General features: G+C 53.8%; 15 protein-coding genes and 5 pseudogenes. 4 read left to right on the plus strand and 16 right to left on the minus strand.

From position 1 onward, the window contains the following. Positions 1 to 86 precede the first annotated feature (86 nt). The 6 genes and pseudogenes from K6I40_RS00755 to K6I40_RS00780 form a co-directional block, all read right to left on the minus strand. Positions 87 to 875 (minus strand): helix-turn-helix domain-containing protein, encoded by a 789-nt coding sequence (locus K6I40_RS00755; RefSeq protein WP_222913140.1) that lies wholly within the window; start codon positions 873 to 875, stop codon positions 87 to 89. A gap of 109 nt (positions 876 to 984) precedes the next feature. Then, entirely contained in the window at positions 985 to 1,335 is a 351-nt protein-coding gene (locus K6I40_RS28835; RefSeq protein WP_222913566.1) for a DUF2267 domain-containing protein, read from the minus strand. Positions 1,336 to 1,919: 584 nt separating this feature from the next. Next, a complete protein-coding gene (locus K6I40_RS00765) occupies positions 1,920 to 2,366 on the minus strand; it encodes a hypothetical protein (RefSeq protein WP_222913142.1) in 447 nt (148 codons plus the stop codon). Between the two features lie 736 nt (positions 2,367 to 3,102). Then, on the minus strand, positions 3,103 to 3,804 hold the full coding sequence (locus K6I40_RS00770) for a hypothetical protein (protein ID WP_222913144.1): 702 nt from the start codon (positions 3,802 to 3,804) through the stop codon (positions 3,103 to 3,105). Positions 3,805 to 3,999: 195 nt separating this feature from the next. Beyond that, positions 4,000 to 4,209 carry a hypothetical protein gene (locus K6I40_RS00775; protein WP_222913146.1) on the minus strand — a complete coding sequence of 70 codons (210 nt, stop codon included), beginning with the start codon at positions 4,207 to 4,209 and terminating at the stop codon, positions 4,000 to 4,002. 327 nt (positions 4,210 to 4,536) lie between these two features. Beyond that, positions 4,537 to 4,689: pseudogene (locus K6I40_RS00780) on the minus strand (IS5/IS1182 family transposase); the annotation flags it as partial. Positions 4,690 to 4,937: 248 nt separating this feature from the next. Here K6I40_RS00780 and K6I40_RS00785 point away from each other — a divergent pair. Next, positions 4,938 to 6,265, plus strand: a pseudogene (locus K6I40_RS00785) (cytochrome P450). A 1,185-nt stretch (positions 6,266 to 7,450) separates the two neighbouring features. Here K6I40_RS00785 and K6I40_RS00795 read toward each other — a convergent pair. The 9 genes and pseudogenes from K6I40_RS00795 to K6I40_RS00835 all read right to left on the minus strand — a co-directional run bounded on the left by K6I40_RS00795 (position 7,451) and on the right by K6I40_RS00835 (position 15,058). Beyond that, entirely contained in the window at positions 7,451 to 8,128 is a 678-nt protein-coding gene (locus K6I40_RS00795; RefSeq protein WP_222913152.1) for an IS6 family transposase, read from the minus strand. Positions 8,129 to 8,134: 6 nt separating this feature from the next. Next, positions 8,135 to 8,536, minus strand: a complete 402-nt coding sequence (locus K6I40_RS00800) for a hypothetical protein (protein WP_222913154.1) — start codon at positions 8,534 to 8,536, stop codon at positions 8,135 to 8,137. A gap of 36 nt (positions 8,537 to 8,572) precedes the next feature. Next, positions 8,573 to 9,130 carry a CPBP family intramembrane glutamic endopeptidase gene (locus K6I40_RS00805; protein WP_222913156.1) on the minus strand — a complete coding sequence of 186 codons (558 nt, stop codon included), beginning with the start codon at positions 9,128 to 9,130 and terminating at the stop codon, positions 8,573 to 8,575. 532 nt (positions 9,131 to 9,662) lie between these two features. Continuing rightward, the gene (locus K6I40_RS00810; RefSeq protein WP_222913665.1) at positions 9,663 to 9,977 is read right to left on the minus strand and encodes a hypothetical protein; all 315 of its coding nucleotides are present in this window, start codon (positions 9,975 to 9,977) and stop codon (positions 9,663 to 9,665) included. 408 nt (positions 9,978 to 10,385) lie between these two features. Continuing rightward, positions 10,386 to 10,601: a hypothetical protein gene (locus K6I40_RS00815; protein ID WP_222913158.1), complete on the minus strand. Its 216-nt coding sequence runs from the start codon at positions 10,599 to 10,601 to the stop codon at positions 10,386 to 10,388. Then, positions 10,594 to 11,532 (minus strand): ArdC-like ssDNA-binding domain-containing protein, encoded by a 939-nt coding sequence (locus K6I40_RS00820; RefSeq protein WP_222913160.1) that lies wholly within the window; start codon positions 11,530 to 11,532, stop codon positions 10,594 to 10,596. The genes K6I40_RS00815 and K6I40_RS00820 overlap by 8 nt, the downstream gene beginning before the upstream one ends. Before the next feature lie 322 nt (positions 11,533 to 11,854). Next, positions 11,855 to 13,057: an orc1/cdc6 family replication initiation protein gene (locus tag K6I40_RS00825; RefSeq protein ID WP_222913162.1), complete on the minus strand. Its 1,203-nt coding sequence runs from the start codon at positions 13,055 to 13,057 to the stop codon at positions 11,855 to 11,857. Positions 13,058 to 13,476: 419 nt separating this feature from the next. After that, positions 13,477 to 14,399, minus strand: a pseudogene (locus tag K6I40_RS00830) (transcription initiation factor IIB family protein). Positions 14,400 to 14,623: 224 nt separating this feature from the next. Further along, entirely contained in the window at positions 14,624 to 15,058 is a 435-nt protein-coding gene (locus K6I40_RS00835; protein ID WP_222913164.1) for a TRAM domain-containing protein, read from the minus strand. Between the two features lie 151 nt (positions 15,059 to 15,209). Here K6I40_RS00835 and K6I40_RS27560 point away from each other — a divergent pair. After that, positions 15,210 to 15,469 (plus strand): annotated as a pseudogene (locus tag K6I40_RS27560) (DNA polymerase I); the annotation flags it as partial. A 471-nt stretch (positions 15,470 to 15,940) separates the two neighbouring features. Here K6I40_RS27560 and K6I40_RS27565 read toward each other — a convergent pair. After that, a pseudogene (locus tag K6I40_RS27565) lies at positions 15,941 to 16,263 on the minus strand (hypothetical protein). Positions 16,264 to 16,633: 370 nt separating this feature from the next. Between K6I40_RS27565 and K6I40_RS00840 the strand changes: the two are divergent. Together K6I40_RS00840 and K6I40_RS00845 are read left to right on the plus strand one after the other, a co-directional pair. After that, complete coding sequence (locus K6I40_RS00840; protein ID WP_222913166.1) at positions 16,634 to 17,185, plus strand: helix-turn-helix domain-containing protein; 552 nt, start codon at positions 16,634 to 16,636, stop codon at positions 17,183 to 17,185. Between the two features lie 270 nt (positions 17,186 to 17,455). Then, on the plus strand, positions 17,456 to 17,749 hold the full coding sequence (locus tag K6I40_RS00845) for a PadR family transcriptional regulator (RefSeq protein ID WP_222913167.1): 294 nt from the start codon (positions 17,456 to 17,458) through the stop codon (positions 17,747 to 17,749). Positions 17,750 to 18,008 lie beyond the last annotated feature (259 nt).

Raw genomic sequence — 18,008 nt, forward strand, 5'->3', positions numbered from 1 at the left:
GGTCTCATTTCTCACACACAATTATTGAATTTTGATTTGACAATTTTCGTTGAAGGTTACATCTCCCTAACAATCAATAAGCATGCTCATGCTTCAATATCTAGATTAGCGAGTCGATTATCGAGCAGTTCCCGCATCCATGCAGCGAACCCGTGATCGTGCCCATACGTCCATACTGCGACCTCTTGGGTCACGTCAGGCAGATCGCTCTCTTCGATACTACCTGCGACGATTGATTGCTTATCCACCATGAGAAGTTGGCCCGGCCATTCGGCGTAGACCGAATTCGTGTCCGCGAGATCAGCGGCAATAGTAACTTCGGCGTCCGGTACGGCCTCGTGGAGGCGATCGTGGATGTCTTCGTTTGCCACTTCGATGATTACACGCACACCACGGTCAGTGGCCTGTTGGAGAGATGTGAGAATTCGTTGATCGATAACGTCCTCTGTGGCGATGAGAAACCGTATTTGCTCCTCGGCCTCGTCGAGAAACGTGCAAATACGATCGGTGACGCGGTCCGGTTGCGTAATCGCCCACATCCCTTCATCGTCCTTGGACTCCGGTTCTTCGACCTGATGTAAGGAATTCTCAGCTGCGTTGATACGAGAGTCGTAATCTTCCTTGATTCGTCGCATCGCCATCTCTATCGGGACGGCTTTGTATTCACGCGGCTCGGATTCCTGGGCCACGACGAACCCCCGTTTATTGAGGCGTTCAATGGTATCGTAGACTCGTGAACGCGGGATCTCCGCAACTTGGCTGACCTCCTTCGCAGTCCCCTTCGAAAGCTGAGTGAGTGCAACGAAGCAGCGCGCTTCGTATTCCGTCAAGCCCAATTTTTCCAAGTCAGCAACCGCTTCGTCAGTCGTAGACATAGCTGCGTTACGGCTGATGGTGACAAAAGACCTATTTTAAATGTAGAGGAGGGATCAGTTGCAACTACTAACTGCCACACTTTCAGTATGCGAGTGTGTCCGGTGTTGATCACTCTGAACGTTGTTCTTCGGTGATGGTCTTCTCCTCTTGATCGACCAGTACAAAGAGCTTGTTCCAGTCGTCAGCGGAGGAGATCTGATCACGAAGGTTCTCGATCGCGTTGTCGATGATCGCGTCGTCCACGACATCCATCACGACCCGCGCATGGTGAACAGCATCTGCTTGCTCATCCTCAGGGCTGTAATTTCCTTTCTCGACAATCCGGTCGATGAACTCATCCCATTCGAATCTCTCGACAGTGTCTACATCTGTGAGAAATATCCCAACTTCTCTGGGAAGTTGCGCTGCGAGGTTCTCTGCCTGACCCGGCTCAATGCGCTGGCTGATACTGTCCGACAGAAGTCAATACGAAGTTGATCGCGAATTCGCGGCCATCTCCACGGGCGACGGCCGCAGCGGAGCGACCAATCTTCACGTAGTTCTGTCCGACAGTCTGGGTGACTCAAGCGTGATCCGAGTCGCCGTCACGGCATCCTCGCGCGAGGTAGAGGGATCAGAGATGACAGTGACAGACAGCAATCAGGAGTCGATTGTCGTTGAGTTTTCTCTGTTGGATAGGGGTGCGGCGTCGGGGTAGGTGTGCTACAGCCACGAACGAGAGGTCGAAGGACAACATCTCAGAAATCACTCTTCATTCTCGCCACCAAGCCAGATAAGTACGCTATCCATGGCTGCTAAACAAACCGGCCTACGCTACAATTCTCTCTCGTTGATGGGATGTAAAAAACCCATTCAACAGGGCAATCTGTTGCTCTCTCGAGTCCGGCTCTGCCTCACCGCCTCCCCCGAGGCAGAGTGACGGCCTTGATATTGGTACAGTGAATTCGGGTAGCCCACGATCCGAGGTGAGGAATCGAACTCTCGAATGAGGGGGCCTAGCCGCGAAGATGAGAGAACGTCGAAGAGGTGAGTTGATAGTAGGCTCAGTTATCGTAGTCCTTGACCTGTAACTCCGCCTGGGCTACATATCCAGTTGCACCGGCAGGATGGGGCATCTCACCCACCGAACCTTCCATGATGAGCCAGGCGATCACCTGGTGATTCTGGATGGAATCACCATCGACGTACTGCGCCGGATGGTAGAACTGGAGTTCAGCCTCTAAGTCCTCGGACCGCGTCTTTTGAGAGCCCATTGGTCCGATCTCGTTAGAGTTGGGTTGGACCACGACGAGTTCCAGATCACGATTCATCGGGACGTCGATTTTTTCGCTTCCGTTCGGGTTTGAGAACCGGACCTTCTGTCCAGGTTCACCCTCAAGGTAGAACTCCTCTTCAGGGGTGAGCCACTGGTCACCATCGAAGACTTGGGTCTGGACTCCCTCGGTCGTCCCAGGGGTAACCTCGAGTGCCGTGAAGTGGAGGTACTGCATAACGACATTTTCCTCCCCCTCCCAGTCATCCGGTACCGCGTAGTTCCTGAGCGCCTCAACCTCATGCCCTGGCCCGTGCCGACGCCAGATCGGTATGATGCGTCCATCGCTGAAAATTCGTAGGAGATGTTGTAGTTGTACGGTCCGAACTGTGCCCCCGAGTGGAAGTCGACGCTCCCCCGTCCCTGAGCACCAGTATGGTAGTGGGTCCGGAACTGGAACCCCGACGGGTGACCTCTACGTTCGGGATAGTCGATCTTTCCGAGCTGACCTGGGCCCCCAAACGGGATGCTATGGACGTCCCAGTACAGGTGGTGACCGGTGAACACGGGTTCATGGTCTGGGAAGAACCAGTCGACCGTATTTCGACCCTCTCGGGGCGGTAAGTTATAGCCCGTTGGGGTAGCCATGGCGTTCATGGTCCGAAAGACCGGCTTTCCGTTGTAGTCACCGTAGAACGTTACCCCCATCGTTTCGGGGGGCTCCCATTCAATCTGCCAGTTGTCCTGCTCGAATGATTCCTCGGGCACCAACTCGAATCGATGGTATCCGTTCTGGGCCGTCTTGAGCGGTCGCTTCTCTGTGGGAACAGATGACACCTCCCCGAGGGCTGTTTGATCATCAGGCGAGATCTGTCGGGCCATCTTCTGGACCGGATATCGCACGAAGTCCTCGACGAAATGTAGATCAACCAACTCGGGGTTTGCCGAATCGGTCACGTCGACATAGCCAACCGCTACCGAAACCCCATCTCCACCAACCCCATAGAAGATAAGCGATGAAACCTCACCATGGGGTCTGTCCTTCCAAGCAAAATATCCTCGGCGACCTTGAATAACGGCCATGTGTCTCTGTCCTGCGCGAAGTCTTGCACATCCGGGTTCTCGAGCATAACCCGCACCCGCTGGAGCTCCTCTTGCGAATATTCCTCCTGCCATGACACATCGGTCGGGTCGGTGACTTGGAGTGCGACGAGTTCGTTGCGACGACGATCAACGAGGCCGAATATCGCCTGTCGATTCCTCGCCGTGACCTCCCACATTCCCTGGTCGACCCCACCTTCAACGGCGTAATCTGTCGGGCCCTGAATGCTGATCGCGTCGAGATGATTAGAGAGTGGTTCGTACCCAACAAAATGTGCGATCCACTCCCGTGCAACGTTGTTGACCTCCGGATCCTTCAGAAGGGTTTCGACCGCCTCCTTGCGGCGATGAGCGTGGACGATTTCATAGTTCTCTTCGTGAAAATCCCGTACCGAAAGCCGCTCAGCGCCGGTGATACGCTCTGTGGCGTCTGGTGACTCTTGGACTGCCCTATTTTCGCTTTCCTGTGCCCCAGCAATACCGGTTTGCCCCCCAAGTATCGTGGCTGCTCCGGCCGCCCTCATGAACCCCCGACGATACCACTCAGGTCTGTGTTGAATATTATTATTTGCCACACTAGCAATAATTACCGGAAGGACCATAATGGTTGTACACTCTTATTGGCATAACTGTGTTTACCTATAAGGACATTATCAAGATATAGTAAGTAATCCCCGATTCTGTTTTCGATCTCTTGCATTTGCACTCCGGTTCGGACAACGAAACAGTCGATAACGAGACGGCCACGGTGGCGTTCGAGCGCCGACCAATCATGACTCGTCGCGAAGCTCTTCTGCTCGTTGGGCTAGCTGTTTGAGGATCGGAAGGCGCTGCTGGTGCTGGTTTTCATACGCGACACACGCCCGAAGTGTCTCTATGTCGTTGATCGTCACGATTCCCGCATCAATGAGACGGGGATTCGGTGGTTCGAGACGCTGTTGCGGCGTCAGCGGCTCGTTAGTAGGGTTATGCTCTGACATCGTAGAATCCTCTCACCCCTTGAAGAGAGAAACAACGCCACAAGTCGGTGCCTCTGGTCTGACAACCACTTTGAAGCAGCGAGAGGTTCTCGCCGTTCACGTTCCTAGTGGTGCTTCAACCGTCGATTGATGGATTCAGTATTCTACAAGACTGGGGAGAGGGTCATTATCTGACAGAAACGGCGTGCGAGATATAGAGGATGCATCATTTGTTTCACGCCGAAACAGGTGAACTATCCACTCAGTAGATCTGCGAACTGAACAGCGAAGGCATGGCCGGGGATACTCACCAAACGGCTGTGTTGAATCGCCATACGGCGTTGGATTTCACTGTTTGACGGCCCGCTTGATGTTATAGACGACACACATCAGGGCGATTTCGTGGAACTCTCGATACCAGGTACGCGCTCGCTCGGCTACGCCGTGCGAGCGCTTGATTGCAGAGTTCACGGTTTCAGTCATTGACCGCTGAGCGTACCGATTGTGATCTCAGTGATCCCGCTTCCCAGAGGGAAGCAGCCACCGATGCGTCGGAGGAGGATGATGCCGATACGCAGGACTGGGAACTAGAGCGGTGATCATACAGGTATCCCCTGTGTGGGAACCAGCTTTTTCAGCCGCTTGAATGACCAGCACAGAATCAGCTAGTTCTGTTGGACTCATCTCCAGGAAATCTACTTCGGACACGGCGGATGAGAATTAAGACGGTACACCGGGAAGAGACGACTATGAGTGAGACGGAGGTCCCACCGTCGCCGAAGGGTATCCCGCTCCTCGGTAACGGCCTGTCCTTTTCCCAAGACCCAGTCAGTGCGATGGAATCCTGGGCAGCCCACGGTGACCTCGTTCGCCTTCAGTTTCTGGGAGAGCCCATGTATATGGTCACCCACCCGGAACTCATCAAGCAAATCCTTGTCAAGGATCAGCACAAGTTCACGATCGGCCCGGAACAGCAGGACACCTTCGAGGGCGTCGAAGACAATGCCATGACAACCGCAACGGGCGCCCGGTGGAAACGCCTCCGGCGGGCGGCCCATCCGGCGTTCACCCGTGAGAGTATCACGAATTACGGCGACCGCATGGCGGCTGTGACAGCCCGGTTTGTCGACGAGTGGGACGACGGTGCGGAATTCGCTCTCCACCCAGAGATGCGCCGTCTCACAGTTCAGATCTTAGGCGAGACACTTCTCAACCAGGATATTCGCGGACAGGAGGACGTGGTCATTGACGCTGCAGACGCCTTCGTTGACCGAACAAACTTCCGCAGACCCGGCCAGCTGCTCCCGGACTGGATACCGACACCGACGGAGCGTCGTTTCGTCGCACGGTCCAGCGCCTCGACACGTTCGTCGACGACCTCATTGCCGAACGGCAAGCGGAGGAGACAGATGCCAGCGAGGATGTATGTGCACTGTTGCTCAACGCCTCTGAGGACGGGGAACTGTCATTGGCAGAGGTCCGTCACAACCTCGTTGCGTTCCTGCTGGCGGGCCACGAGTCACCGTCTGGTGCACTCACCCGGATCTGGTATCTTCTGGACGACCATCCCGACGTGTATGAATCACTCCGTGAGGAGTCCGACCGGGTCGTCACCGGTGACCGGTCGTCGATCGATGAGTACGCTGATCTCGAGTACACACAACACGTTGTCGCAGAGACCCTTCGATTGTACCCGCCGACAACGGGTATCAACCGGCAGGCCGTCGAACGCGTGACGCTGGATGGCTACGAGTTACCCGAGGGTGCCCAGTTTCTCATCCCGCAGTGGATCCCCCATCGGGATGAACGATTCTGGGACGATCCCGAAACATTTGATCCTGACCGATGGACCACCACTACTGACCGCCCAGAATATGCGTACTTCCCGTTCAGCGGCGGTCCCCGGAGCTGTATCGGTAACGACTTCGCTCGCCAGGAGCTGACGCTGGCCCTGGCAACAATGGTCGGCCGCGTCACCCTTGATGTAACCGCTGATGGACCGCTCACGTTCATTCCGTCGATTCAGCTTCGACCGGCAACAGAGATCACTGCGGCAGTCCGTCGATCAACACAGTGAGATATCCACACCACTGTCGTACTCAGGCCAGTAACAACCGCTGATCTTGACGGAGTCACCGCTGACGCACTCACCGACCTGTCCAGACCCGCCAATAAAACGTGATCAGCCCCCGCTCCGGTACAAACCATTGTACCAGTCACCGGGAACCAGGCCGATGAGGAGCAGTATCTGCTGGAAGCAAGTGGACATGCTCCCGGATCGGCGGGGTTGATACAGAACGATAGCGCATACCCGCGTCTTCAGGCGCGGGTCGAGCGGTAGGCCTATCCGACCAACTATCGTAGATGGCCGGAACGGATTTCCATCAAAACTGTTTTAGTGTGGTGCGTCGTAGCATAGAGTGCGACGAATACCGTGAGATGCCGTTCCTGAACCACAAAGGATGGCGAACCAGCGGTGGTTCGCACGGCGATGACATGGTATTCGACGGGGCCTGTTTGACCGGGCCACAGCCCTATACAGGGGAGGAAACGAGAGTTCCCCCGGTATGCTGCCGGTTCCCCTTGAGTGCGGGCTGGAACCTCGAACGCCACACCTGGCGGAAATCAGATGGTCGGATTCCACGCCCTGAAGGGCGTGGAGGAGGTCAATGGTGTCCTCGTTCCCCAGTTGCTCTTAGAGTACACCGACTACGGACGTTCCGACTATACGGGGTTACCGTTCTATTTACAGAAATAGCGTTTTCACCACCCCTGAACCCTGTCTGCCGTGAAGGGAACCAGCCGTGTCTCCGTAGCAGTGCACGGCCCCATCATAGAAGGAAAGACATCAGTGACCCAGTAAGGACTAACAACGCGCCAATCCCACTGATCCAAGCGGATCGTCCCGGATCGAATTCCGAGGGGCTCGTCCATTGGAGAGCGGTCGATACAACCAAGACGACCCCTCCTATTACCATAAGGAAGGCACTACGGCTAACTCCCATTGATGAAATATTCCACAGACCGGTTATAGCAAAGACAGTCCCGATAATTCCCATCGACAAATGATAGAGGATTTCCCGATCCATACACCCATTTTGGGCAGTACTGATATATAATACATAGTCTCAAACTCTTGGTTCACACCGATACAGGAACTGAGTCTCCCATAGCGGCAGAAACCTGCGTTCGACGCCACTGTTTTTCGAAATTAGTTCCCTGTGTTAGACACTGTTTGACATCTTACTTCGGAAGGCACTGTCTAGTTTAGTACCTCCGCTGGCGTCTGTCCGTTGAGTGATTGGTGCGGTCGTTGTGTATTGTAATAGTGTGCGAACTGTTCAAGCCAGTCTCTGACGCTCGCTCGACTGCCCACCCATGAGTTGTGGAAGCGGTCAATTCTCATCTTTAAGGTATGAAACCACTTTTCGATCAGGTTTCGATCGACATAGTCGAGCTGACCGCTCAACCCCAATCGAGAGAGGGCAGTCAGATAGCCGTAGCCATCGACGAGAAACACAGTGTTGGAGAGATCGTGTTTCTCGGTCAATTTATGCAGGAACGCAGCGGCTGGATCGGTTCCCCGCCGTCCAAACACTGCAACATCAAGAATAAGCCGTGAGTCTAGGTCGATTGCAGCGTACACCCAATACCAGTCGCCGTTAATCTTGACAGCGGTTTCATCAATAGCGACCCGCGACGGCGAAGCCGACGGCGGGTCTGGGACGCTGTCAGCCAGCCGATGCACCCAGTACCAGATTGCTTGATGAGTGCGTTCTACGCCAATCAAGCGAAGAATTGCTTGTGTCTCTCGGAGAGAACAACCGGTCGCGTGGAGTCGGACGGCGAACACCCTGACGGGCGTCGCCGTCCGCTCACGCTCCCAAGCTTCATCAAATTCCGCCGCGTAGCACTCGCTGAGCAGGTCTGCGAGCATCATTCCAAACTAACTCCACGACCTGCTCGTTCCCCAAACTGGCCTAACTAGACACTGCCCTTCGGAAAGAACTGTGAAAAATGCAACCGTTCCCAGAAACCAAATCAGAAATATGGGGTCAATATCACTACTAGTGTAGTGGCGGCCGAATGCCACGGGGCTGAGACTCAGACCAACGGTTCCGACGCCGTAGCCGAGTTTGATCTGCTTATCTTTGAAGTCTGTAATATCGAGAAGTGGGATCTCTGATGAGAGAGGCGAAGCTGGGGTGGAAAAGAACGCCGCAACCAATTTCTGCTGCTTTCCAGCCTCACAACGGATACCCTCGTCTTCACCCCGCTCTACCGGTTCGGCAAACAGTTGCGACAACGGGTCCGCCGCACCTGATCCAGGCTGATTCTGAACTATCATATCCCTGCGGCCAGTATGATGGATTGAGACTGGTTTTCAGAAGGAGAACGTGACCAGAACGACGTATGCAATGACGTTGTTGAGGAAGTGAAGGAGGGCCGCGCCAGTGAGGTTGTTGAACCGGAAACGGAGGATCGTCGGGAAGACTGCCCACGCGGCCAATCCGACCACTCCTGCAACACCGAGCCAGATATGTGGAATTGCGAACACGAGGATTGTCACGAGGCCAGCGGCGGTGGGCGACAGCCCCCTGTCGAGCAGCGATCCGAGGAGCAATCCCCGGACGAGCGCTTCTTCGAAGATGGGTGCAAGGAGCAGCGGGCCGACGAGCACGCCCGCTGCAATCACCGGGTCTGTCAGGTCGTAGTTCGGCCCTGTAAAATTGAATCCGAGTGGGGCCATTGCCGCCGTCACGAACTGGACCGTGACGAATCCGAGGGGGACGAACGCGAGTGCCCACCCGACTTCGGTCGCGCTTGGGGACCGAAACGGGAACGCAGCCGTCCACTCTCGAGGGTCGAGCCACCACCACAGGATCGCCATCACGACGATCAGTGTGGCTCCAACTATGAGAAACGCAACACCGTCCGACACGTCTGGTGATCCTCCTCTGAATACTGCGATATACACCGTCGTCAGGGCGATTTGAAGCACAAGCCATCCGACAATGGCACCGAACGCAACTGCCACGTGCCCGGCGAGCCCATCGACTGCATCGTCTATCGACGGATGAACGATCCTGACGTTCCGGATCCGACTCCCATCCACAGACATGATTAGAGACCGTTCTCTTGAGTAGTCTCGATCCCGTAAGGGTTGTTCTGAGCCATGCTTTATCACCGCGTACGCTACTTCAAGTGTGCATGCTATTAACAATCGCTGGTTGTCAGCATCGTTGGCGTCCGACGTTCGGGATTGAGATAACTATAACCGGGTCTCCGAGGGCGACGTAAAATGGTTACTCGACGCTATCTACGGCCGCGAGATACACGCCCTAGCGTTTCCAGTGGTAGCTGGCACGGTTCTATCCATCAATTGCTCGACACCAAAGCATACCGGTTGCCATGTAGGTCCAGGATCATTCCGGGGAATCAACCGGCGGGCGCCGGAATCGCCCCCGTATCAGTTACAGGACGAACTGTACCATGAGGACCCAGAGCGTCACAATCAGGACGAACCCCGTAAGGCCGAGAAATGTCAGGTCATCCGCCCGACTGACGAACTCCCCACCATCATGGACGAACCAGTCACGGAGGATAAACCAGAGAACGAGAAGGCCACTGAGCAAGAAAAGCCAAGCCTCTTCGAATCCCTCGTTTACCACATCTATCAGAGCAAGCCCAATTATGGCACCACTGATTCCCAGCCAGACGACAAAGAGGGCAGTAGGACGATTAAACCCGAACGTGGGCTTGCCAGTGCGTTGGGTTTGGTCATTCATAGCATGATAGATATTGTATCTTAATGCTATAAACCTGGTCTCGACAGATAAACATGCTCATTGTTATAATTATCACACTCCTCGGCCTCCCAGCTGACTTAGTACTTTACCATCCCTCGATCGACGTCTATCTGATCGGAACCTTCAACCAGTGGTCGTATTTGCGGAAGAGTATGATGTTTCTCTTCCGAACGCTACGTTCGATCTCGAAGGTGGAGCGATTCTGACAATAACCTTGCAAGCGATGAAAAACCACTATTAGAGTTCACAGTCAGGATCCTCAAGTATCAAGCTGGGGTATTCTGACGAGCAATCAATATGCATACGTACCTACTAGCATATTCTTCCCACTATGGGATGAAATTTAGGGAGTGAACAAATGAGTCGAGGATACCCTAGCTGGTTCTCCTACTCCGGACCCTCAAGGACCTGCACATTGGACTGCGTCACGCAGAGACGAAACTCACCAACCGAGAATCTGACCTCGAGATCGGCACCTGCTGAGTCGACGAGTTGCTTGAGCGCTTCGATGTCGATCACCCGTTGCAATTGGTACTCGTCATGACCGAGCCCCCGCTCTTCGAGTGCAGTGACGATCTCGAGGAGGAGATTTCGCTCACTCATTCACCATCTCCTCGTCGACGACAGTGATGATCTCTGCCGCTGTCGAACTGATCCGTTCGAGTCGGTCGAAGATTGCCGCTGGTTCGTCGCCCTCCCACGCGGCCAGATAGAACGCCGACCCGCTCGTATCCAGCCCGAAGTACCGCCCGACGATATAACCGACTCTCTCGGCCTCGAGTTCGTGTTTCGAGCGGTTAATCTCGTCGGTGACGTCATCGTGCAAGCGCGCGTGGGCGTATTCGTGGACGAGTGTCACAGCGAGAGCTGCGCTGTTCTCACGATTTCGGACCTCGACCAGTGATCGTTCTGCAGGAGAGCGATACTGACAGATGCCTTTGGCGTCGCCGTGAGTCCACTCCGTTGGGGAGACGACCTCTACATCTACGTCGAGTGATGAGGCCACCTCGAGAAGCACTGGGAGCAGTTCGTCGGCATCTCCACTCGCATCGGTCTCGAGTTCGGGGAGTGGCTCTCCCTCAGTTTGGGAAATATCGAAGACGGGCGCTGGCCGGAAGCCCACGAGTCCTTTCGACCACTCTTCGGGTGCTGTCTCGTCGTATTCGCAGTCGCTTTGATCGTGGTACGACGGCGAGTTTTCACACTCGGGGCACTGCTTTGCGATGATCGGTGCCCAGATCCAGATCGCGTTTTCGCCCTCCTTCACATGGCGGTCGAATTCGGTTTGCCACGTCCGATAACCGGCGACACGAGTCGCGTTCGGACACTGGCGAGTAATCAGCAGCGTATTTCGGTAGGAGTAATCGTGAAAGCAACTCTGGACATCGAGCCACTCTTGGAACTGCTCACTTGAGACTGCGTCATCAACCTCGTCGACGGGGTCTTCGACCCAGGCTTCCATCGTACTGTGCATCTCCTCACGTCTGGTGTCCGAATCATCGAAGGACACCGGCGAACAGTCGTTCGTAGTCATTGTTCTTGATGACGGACGCACCATTCCGGAACGCCCCTCACCCCTTAGGGGGAGAAAAAACGAACTCGAATCGACGCTCGAGTGGATCCCGCTGTACTCGCTGCATCTGTTCTCTATTCCGATTTTCAAACGCCCAACATTTAGACTTGTAGCTGGATTTGAGTCAGTTCTAAGGTTCTGATACTGTCCGATAAGCACCTCTCGATTTTAGTGACAATATCTTTCGAGACACGCCTGATTTTCAGTGAAGGGATAAGCACTACACGATGATTTCGAATCACTCTTTCTAGGACTATGACTAAGCGTCCGTAGTCCGCTTAAGCTATTCAAATAATCCATTCATACGCGAATCCTCACGTAATGCCTCTTCTACGAGGTCGGGCCTGATACTGAACTCATATTGGTAGTATGAGCCGCCCTTTGGCCCCTTGTTCTTTTCTTCAACGTCCAAGAAGCCCTTGAGCGTCAATTGCGAGAGCCGATCGTGAACCGTTCGATCGGTTCGCACATCGGCACCGATCTTCCGAGCGGCCATCTGATACCGTCCGTATATCGCAGACCGTTTTGCCGGCAACTCGTCTTCCGCCTCAAGTATCAATAACGCAAAGAGAGTGAGTTTTGACTGTGCAGGTACACTGACCAGTTCTTCGTGAACCTTGTCACGCTCGACCGCCTCGTCAGCGGCACGAATATGGTCTTCTGTGACAGTACCAGATTCTTCGTCTCGAGCAAGATCACCTGCTTTGTATAACCGACGGAGTGCCTGTCGTGCAGAGCCACTACTCTGGCCAGCAAACGCTGCAGTTAATTCAATGACGCCGTCATCGAGGACACCATCACGAAATGCACTATCTGCACGTTGCTCGAGAATTCGTCGTAGCTCATTCGCGTTGTAGGGTGAAAACAGTATTTCCTCGTCGCAGAGTGAATCTTTGACCCGCGCAGAAAGATTATCTCGGAAGGTAAAATCGTTTGAAATGCCAATGACACCGACCTGTGTTTCCTCGACGTGACCGTTATCGTTCGATCGAGGAACCTGGTAGAGAATATCGTCGTCGTTCCCGATTGAATCCACTTCATCAAGGACGATCAAGCAGTGTGTTGTATCGAGTTCAGTGATTGCCGACCACAACATCTGATTGATCATCCCTGATGGATATCCGGTCGTCTTGATCTGGTCGTCTGGAGACCGAAATTTGTTGACCAGATGAGCGGATACTTGATAACTTGACGTGAGTGACTTACAGTTCAAGAAAATTGTTTCAAGCTCAACGTTGGACATCGGCTTGAGGTCTGATTTGAGCCGTTCGAGAACCATGCGAGTCGCTAATGTTTTTCCCACGCCCGTTTGTCCATAGAGAAAGAGATTTTTCGGTTGTGCGCCGTTGACAACGGGACGCAGTGCTGATTGATATGCCTTGAGTTCCTCATCTCGCTCGATCAACGTATCTGGCTGGTAGCCATCTCGGAGGACGTTTTCATCCTGAAAGATTGTTGAATCAGGTGTGAACGGCTCAAGTCCCATCAATAGCATCTGGTTGTAGAATCATCATAAAACCACTGGTTCACGAGTTCATCTGTTTCATGAGTAGTCGGATTAGCCTGTACTCCCACCCCCACTTTTCACGAGTGTTCTCACTCTGAGTAGTCGGAGAACTCGATGAGAATTATTCTGAGAGAAAATTATAAGAGCCTATGGTAGAAAATGGAACCGTACTGCATTATAGCTAGTACATCCCGATTATATGGACTTTGTAGCTATGCCTGTGTTTATTTCCTCAATCTAAGCCTTAGACAAACTCTCATGAAAAGTGGGGGGGGTGGGGGTAAGAGAGTTGTCTGAGTATCACTGTCTTTTGCTGCCTCTCGTGAAATGTAGGGAGTCCTCCCACCAATCCCATCAGCATCGACATATCACAATCGCCTGGCCCGAGTATACCATTCTTAGCCTCTAATCTCGAGTAACTCATCCCGACGGCTTCGAAGCGTATTCGGCGATGTTCCTGCAATGTCGGCGATCCGCTTTGAGAAAGACACAACCCGACCCGCTGGGCAGCGAGATAGAGACACCCCGCTGCGACACCACTCGGCCGGCAGCCGATCGTGAGCCCAGTTTCCCTCGCTCTCTGTGCGAGTTCGAACGCTCGTCGACGAACCTGATCTGGGACCTCGAGGTCCGTCGCAAGTTTCGGAATGCGATCTGCTGCCGAAGTCGGCTGTGTCGGTAACTCGAGTTCGACGTTCATCGCGTCGTAGGCAGTGGTAAGTCTACTCTGCTCACAGCGGGCACTGGACGCAACTTCTGCCCGGGATCGTCCGAGTCCGTTACAGCGAGCGATTGCGTAGACGCTGGCTGCGGCCACTGACTCGAGCGATCGTCCGTGACAGAGGTGTTCGGACTGTGCACGGCGGAAGAGCGCACACGCCTGATCTCGGACACTGTCTGCCAGACCGAGACTCGCGACAATCCGCCGCACTTCGCTGAGACCATAGGCGAGGTTCCGTTCTGCTTTCGACTGCCACTGTGCGCGGGACTGTTCGCGACGCAATCGATTCAGCCGTCTTCGCTTTGTGCTCGAGAGGGTGTTTCCGTTTCCGTCCTGCTTGTATCCAATCTCGGTAGAGAGGCCTCGATCGTGGCGTGTCGGTGTCAGTGGTGCGCCGGTCCGCTTCTGAGAGTCTCCGTCGTCGCTTCGGCCCCAGTCAGGCCCTCGATCCAAGTGGTTGTTCTTGAGGATACGTCCGCAGTCCTCGCAGATCGTTTCGCGGCCGGTCTGTCGAATACGACCGCCACAGTCCGGACAGTCAGTTGCAGTCGTCTGGACGTCTTCGTCGACCGCCGTCGTATAGATGTCTCTCGTTGCCATCGATAACTCCGAAGGGAACAACTGATCAGCCCCTTCACCTCTTCTGGGGCGATAAACATCGCTAAGGTGCTGTTGTCGATCTCCCTGTTGGAACGGCCGCGGATCCCTCACTCACTTTTTCGACTACTTGGTGGGCGAGGATCTCTCTATCAGACCAACTGGAACGGAGCCTTCTCAGCACCAATGGTTTACCGAGAAGAAGGCCGACCTACGGGGGATAACAATTAGAGTGCTCGCGGATCGCTATCGACGATGCCCGCAAACGCGACGTTCTCCTGAACCTGCTCGATTTCGACGGTCGGCTCGTCACCGGGTTGGGAACCGGGGACAATCACGACGTAGCCACGTTCGACTTTTGCAATACCGTCGCCCTGATCGCCGACAGTCTCAATTGTTACATCACGCACTTCGCCTTCATCGACAGGGGGTTCTGACGGGGCGCGACTCACGGTCTCCTGAGAAGGCGGTTGCTGTGGCCCCTGTTGCATCGATGACTCTGTCGAGGCAGGAGACTCAAGAATCGCTACGCGATACGTTTCGTTAGCTGACAACGCTTCATGATCGACTTCACTCGAAGGAACTTCAATAATGTACGTCCCATCTTGCTCTTCGATTGGAGCGCTGAACAGAGAGCGAAGGGAATTAGGGATCTTGACCATTGAGTTTGTAGTACTCAGTACCCACGGGACAAGTATGTTAACCCAGAAGGTTGGCGAGCTCGTGGATATTTTGTTTAAGTTTGTACTCAGTTGAGACGTTAATCTCCTCCCACCCCTTCAGGGGTGGGATTCCCGAAGGAGAGTTGAAGTGTTGAGGCGGTGGCCCGAGGTCAACTACCAACAGCTCGCTAGTCGCTCAACGTACTCGAACTACGGCCGTGTGGGCCACTCTCCAGTGCGGTACAACGTGCCTAGTCGCGCGATTATCGGCGAGTCGACACGTTCTACGGGGGAGACGAACCTCGACGCCGTCCTTGACCTCGTGTCGCGCTCGAAGAAGCCGGTCCAGGAGCTCGCGTGGGCGTCGATCAGGAACGTCCTCACCGCTATCCGATCTGTGAGGCGCACGACCCTCAATGAACTTCTTGGGGCGTCGCCGTAGAAGCAACCCCACCGCTTCCGCTGTTCAATTGACCGGAGATGAGGAGGAGACAGGTAGATGCCAACCCCACTACTTCCGCTGTTACATCTACATGAGTGAAGAGTTTTGGAGTAGACACCCCATCGCTTCCGCTGTTACTGTGGAAAGATTGCCACACCCACCCCACTATTTCCGCTGTTAGGTTGTGAGACAGTCTATCTGAATACCAACTTTGATCACTCCATTCCTAACCTATATCTCTAGTAACATAGAATAGACTTAAGATAGATCGGCAAAAACCACATCCACAGGCTGTTCAATACCGAATACAAATCACCCTCTATAGGAGGAGGGTGATGCAGTTGTTCAATCGCTAACAGCGGAAGTAGTGGGGTGAGCGGGTTGAGTATTTTAGAAGTCTCATCTTGTATCTACCAATATCTAATTCAAGGGTATCTCTTCTACTCATCCGGATTTGCAGGTCTTTTATATTTTATTTAATTTGACTACCTTCCTGCCATTGCCAGTAGTAGTAGTGATTATCGTTGATTCCCTTGATCGTGATCGTTGCCTTCGTTGGGACATCGTTCGGAAGATCGTCGGGTCGCTCTTTGATTTCGTTCTCGTCCGACTCTTCCTCGAGGCGAGCCTCGCGCTCTTTGTATTCGGCTAGCTCCTCGGCGTACGTGGTAACGTCCCGGAGGCGCTCTGGAGTGGACTCGTTGAGCGTGTTAACTACCTCTGTTGGGAGGTTTACCGGTGGGGTCAGTGGCTCGTAGGATATCGGTTGTTCTCGTGTTAACCAACACGGAACGCCAATCCATAGTTTTGTTAGTTAAGACGGTAATGTCGGTTCCCGAATCCGCTGGTTGTAACACTACTCGAAACTTCTGGCACTGTCTAGATAAGAGAAACCGCAATACGGGAAGGTGATGAAGTGACGGTATCGGCTGTAAAATCATCATATTGGATCTGATATAGGGGACTCTGTTCCACGAGCAGCGACAATTCGGCTGCTTCAGCAAATTTCTCATAAGCAGTGACAATCTCAGATTTCACCGGTAATGCTGTAGCAGGCTCTGAAACACTGCTATACGTCGGGATCGAGTAACTAGATAGTGCCTATTTTCTCCAACGGTCTCGTACTGACTGCCATGTCATCACCTGACAGTGAACTGGCCATCTATGAGTGTTCGACCTGTGGCGAACTTCGACTGAGCGACGGAGAAGCGAGATGTTGCGACGGACCGATGGATACCATCGAAACGACAGTCCCTACTGAATTACCGGATGTCGAGGAGATCATGCACGACGTATTCGATATCTCGCCGACCGAACTCGAGGTCTGTCGACAGGTGATGGCTGCCGGTGAAACAACCATCGGAGAACTCACTGAGACAATCGATCGCGATCAAAGCGTCGTCAATCGCCACCTGAATCACCTCGTCGATCTCGGCGTCGTCGCGAAGACATCGCGCGTACTTCCCGAAGGTGGCCGCGTCAACGTCTATTCACCGCGTTCTGAGGAGGCGGTCCGACGCCAGCTCAAGCTCGGACTGTACGCGTGGTGTCTTGATGCAATCGAACTGCTCGAGGAAGTGAACGAGGAAAAGATCGCAATGATGGCCGAGAGCGCAGACAACGACGAAAGCGGCTCCGGTCGATCGATGGTCGATCGATTACTCGCTCGGGGCGACACCTCGTGATTGAGTGTCCAGTCACCATCTCGCCAACAGCCAATCTCTCTGGCGAGTATTCCCTCGATGGGGCTACTTTTTTGACCCGCCCGAAAAGCTGCAGATTGCCTCTATAGAGCCATGCTGAATACAATTCGAACCTGTCGTCTGTAGTTATTGTGCGAAAACGGTTATGCACTGAGAGTCCCGTCAATAGGGAATGTCCCATTACATACGCGGTATGTATATTTACTAAACTCTTTCCGAGAAGCTTATCTGCTGATAAGGATACATTCCGATATGTACGATCTCACTGGTTTCCAGCGTGATCTGCTGTACACGATTGCTGGGCAGGAGGAACCGCACGGACTCGCAATCAAAGAGGAACTCGAGGACTACTACGAGAAAGAGATCCATCACGGGCGGCTCTATCCGAACCTCGATGAAATCGTCGACAAAGGCCTCGTCGAGAAAGGCGAACTCGACCGCCGAACGAATTATTACACGATCACCGCTCGTGGCCGCCGTGAACTCGAGGCTCGACGGGAGTGGGAAGACCAGTACGTTGGCGAGTCACTCTCAGAATCTGAGTGACGGGACTGGTAGTACGCTAATCGATATACTCGAGTATTGCGTGTGCCAGTCGTGAGATCGATCTCTGCTTCGAATCGATGAGATACCGGCACCGTTGGCTCTCGTCTATATTCGATTCCAGTATGTGGTAGAAAAGACGGCATGGCATTGTCGAGATACGGAAACCCACAAGACATGATGTCGGTGATGTTTCGATATCGGGTGTAAATCACCATGCAAAATCTCACACAAAGAGTCTCTGTTCCACAAGCGGCGGAAA

Source organism: Natrinema sp. SYSU A 869 (assembly GCF_019879105.1).
Classification (GTDB): domain Archaea; phylum Halobacteriota; class Halobacteria; order Halobacteriales; family Natrialbaceae; genus Natrinema.

Coding starts and splice junctions, on each gene's coding strand:
- K6I40_RS00815 (WP_222913158.1), bottom strand. CDS start 10,601: ATGAGTGAGCGAAATCTCCTCCTCGAGATCGTCACTGCACTCGAAGAG.
- K6I40_RS00775 (WP_222913146.1), bottom strand. CDS start 4,209: ATGTCAGAGCATAACCCTACTAACGAGCCGCTGACGCCGCAACAGCGT.
- K6I40_RS00825 (WP_222913162.1), bottom strand. CDS start 13,057: ATGGGACTTGAGCCGTTCACACCTGATTCAACAATCTTTCAGGATGAA.
- K6I40_RS00820 (WP_222913160.1), bottom strand. CDS start 11,532: ATGACTACGAACGACTGTTCGCCGGTGTCCTTCGATGATTCGGACACC.
- K6I40_RS00845 (WP_222913167.1), top strand. CDS start 17,456: ATGTACGATCTCACTGGTTTCCAGCGTGATCTGCTGTACACGATTGCT.
- K6I40_RS00810 (WP_222913665.1), bottom strand. CDS start 9,977: ATGAATGACCAAACCCAACGCACTGGCAAGCCCACGTTCGGGTTTAAT.
- K6I40_RS00800 (WP_222913154.1), bottom strand. CDS start 8,536: ATGATAGTTCAGAATCAGCCTGGATCAGGTGCGGCGGACCCGTTGTCG.
- K6I40_RS00755 (WP_222913140.1), bottom strand. CDS start 875: ATGTCTACGACTGACGAAGCGGTTGCTGACTTGGAAAAATTGGGCTTG.
- K6I40_RS00765 (WP_222913142.1), bottom strand. CDS start 2,366: ATGCAGTACCTCCACTTCACGGCACTCGAGGTTACCCCTGGGACGACC.
- K6I40_RS00795 (WP_222913152.1), bottom strand. CDS start 8,128: ATGATGCTCGCAGACCTGCTCAGCGAGTGCTACGCGGCGGAATTTGAT.
- K6I40_RS00840 (WP_222913166.1), top strand. CDS start 16,634: ATGTCATCACCTGACAGTGAACTGGCCATCTATGAGTGTTCGACCTGT.
- K6I40_RS00835 (WP_222913164.1), bottom strand. CDS start 15,058: ATGGTCAAGATCCCTAATTCCCTTCGCTCTCTGTTCAGCGCTCCAATC.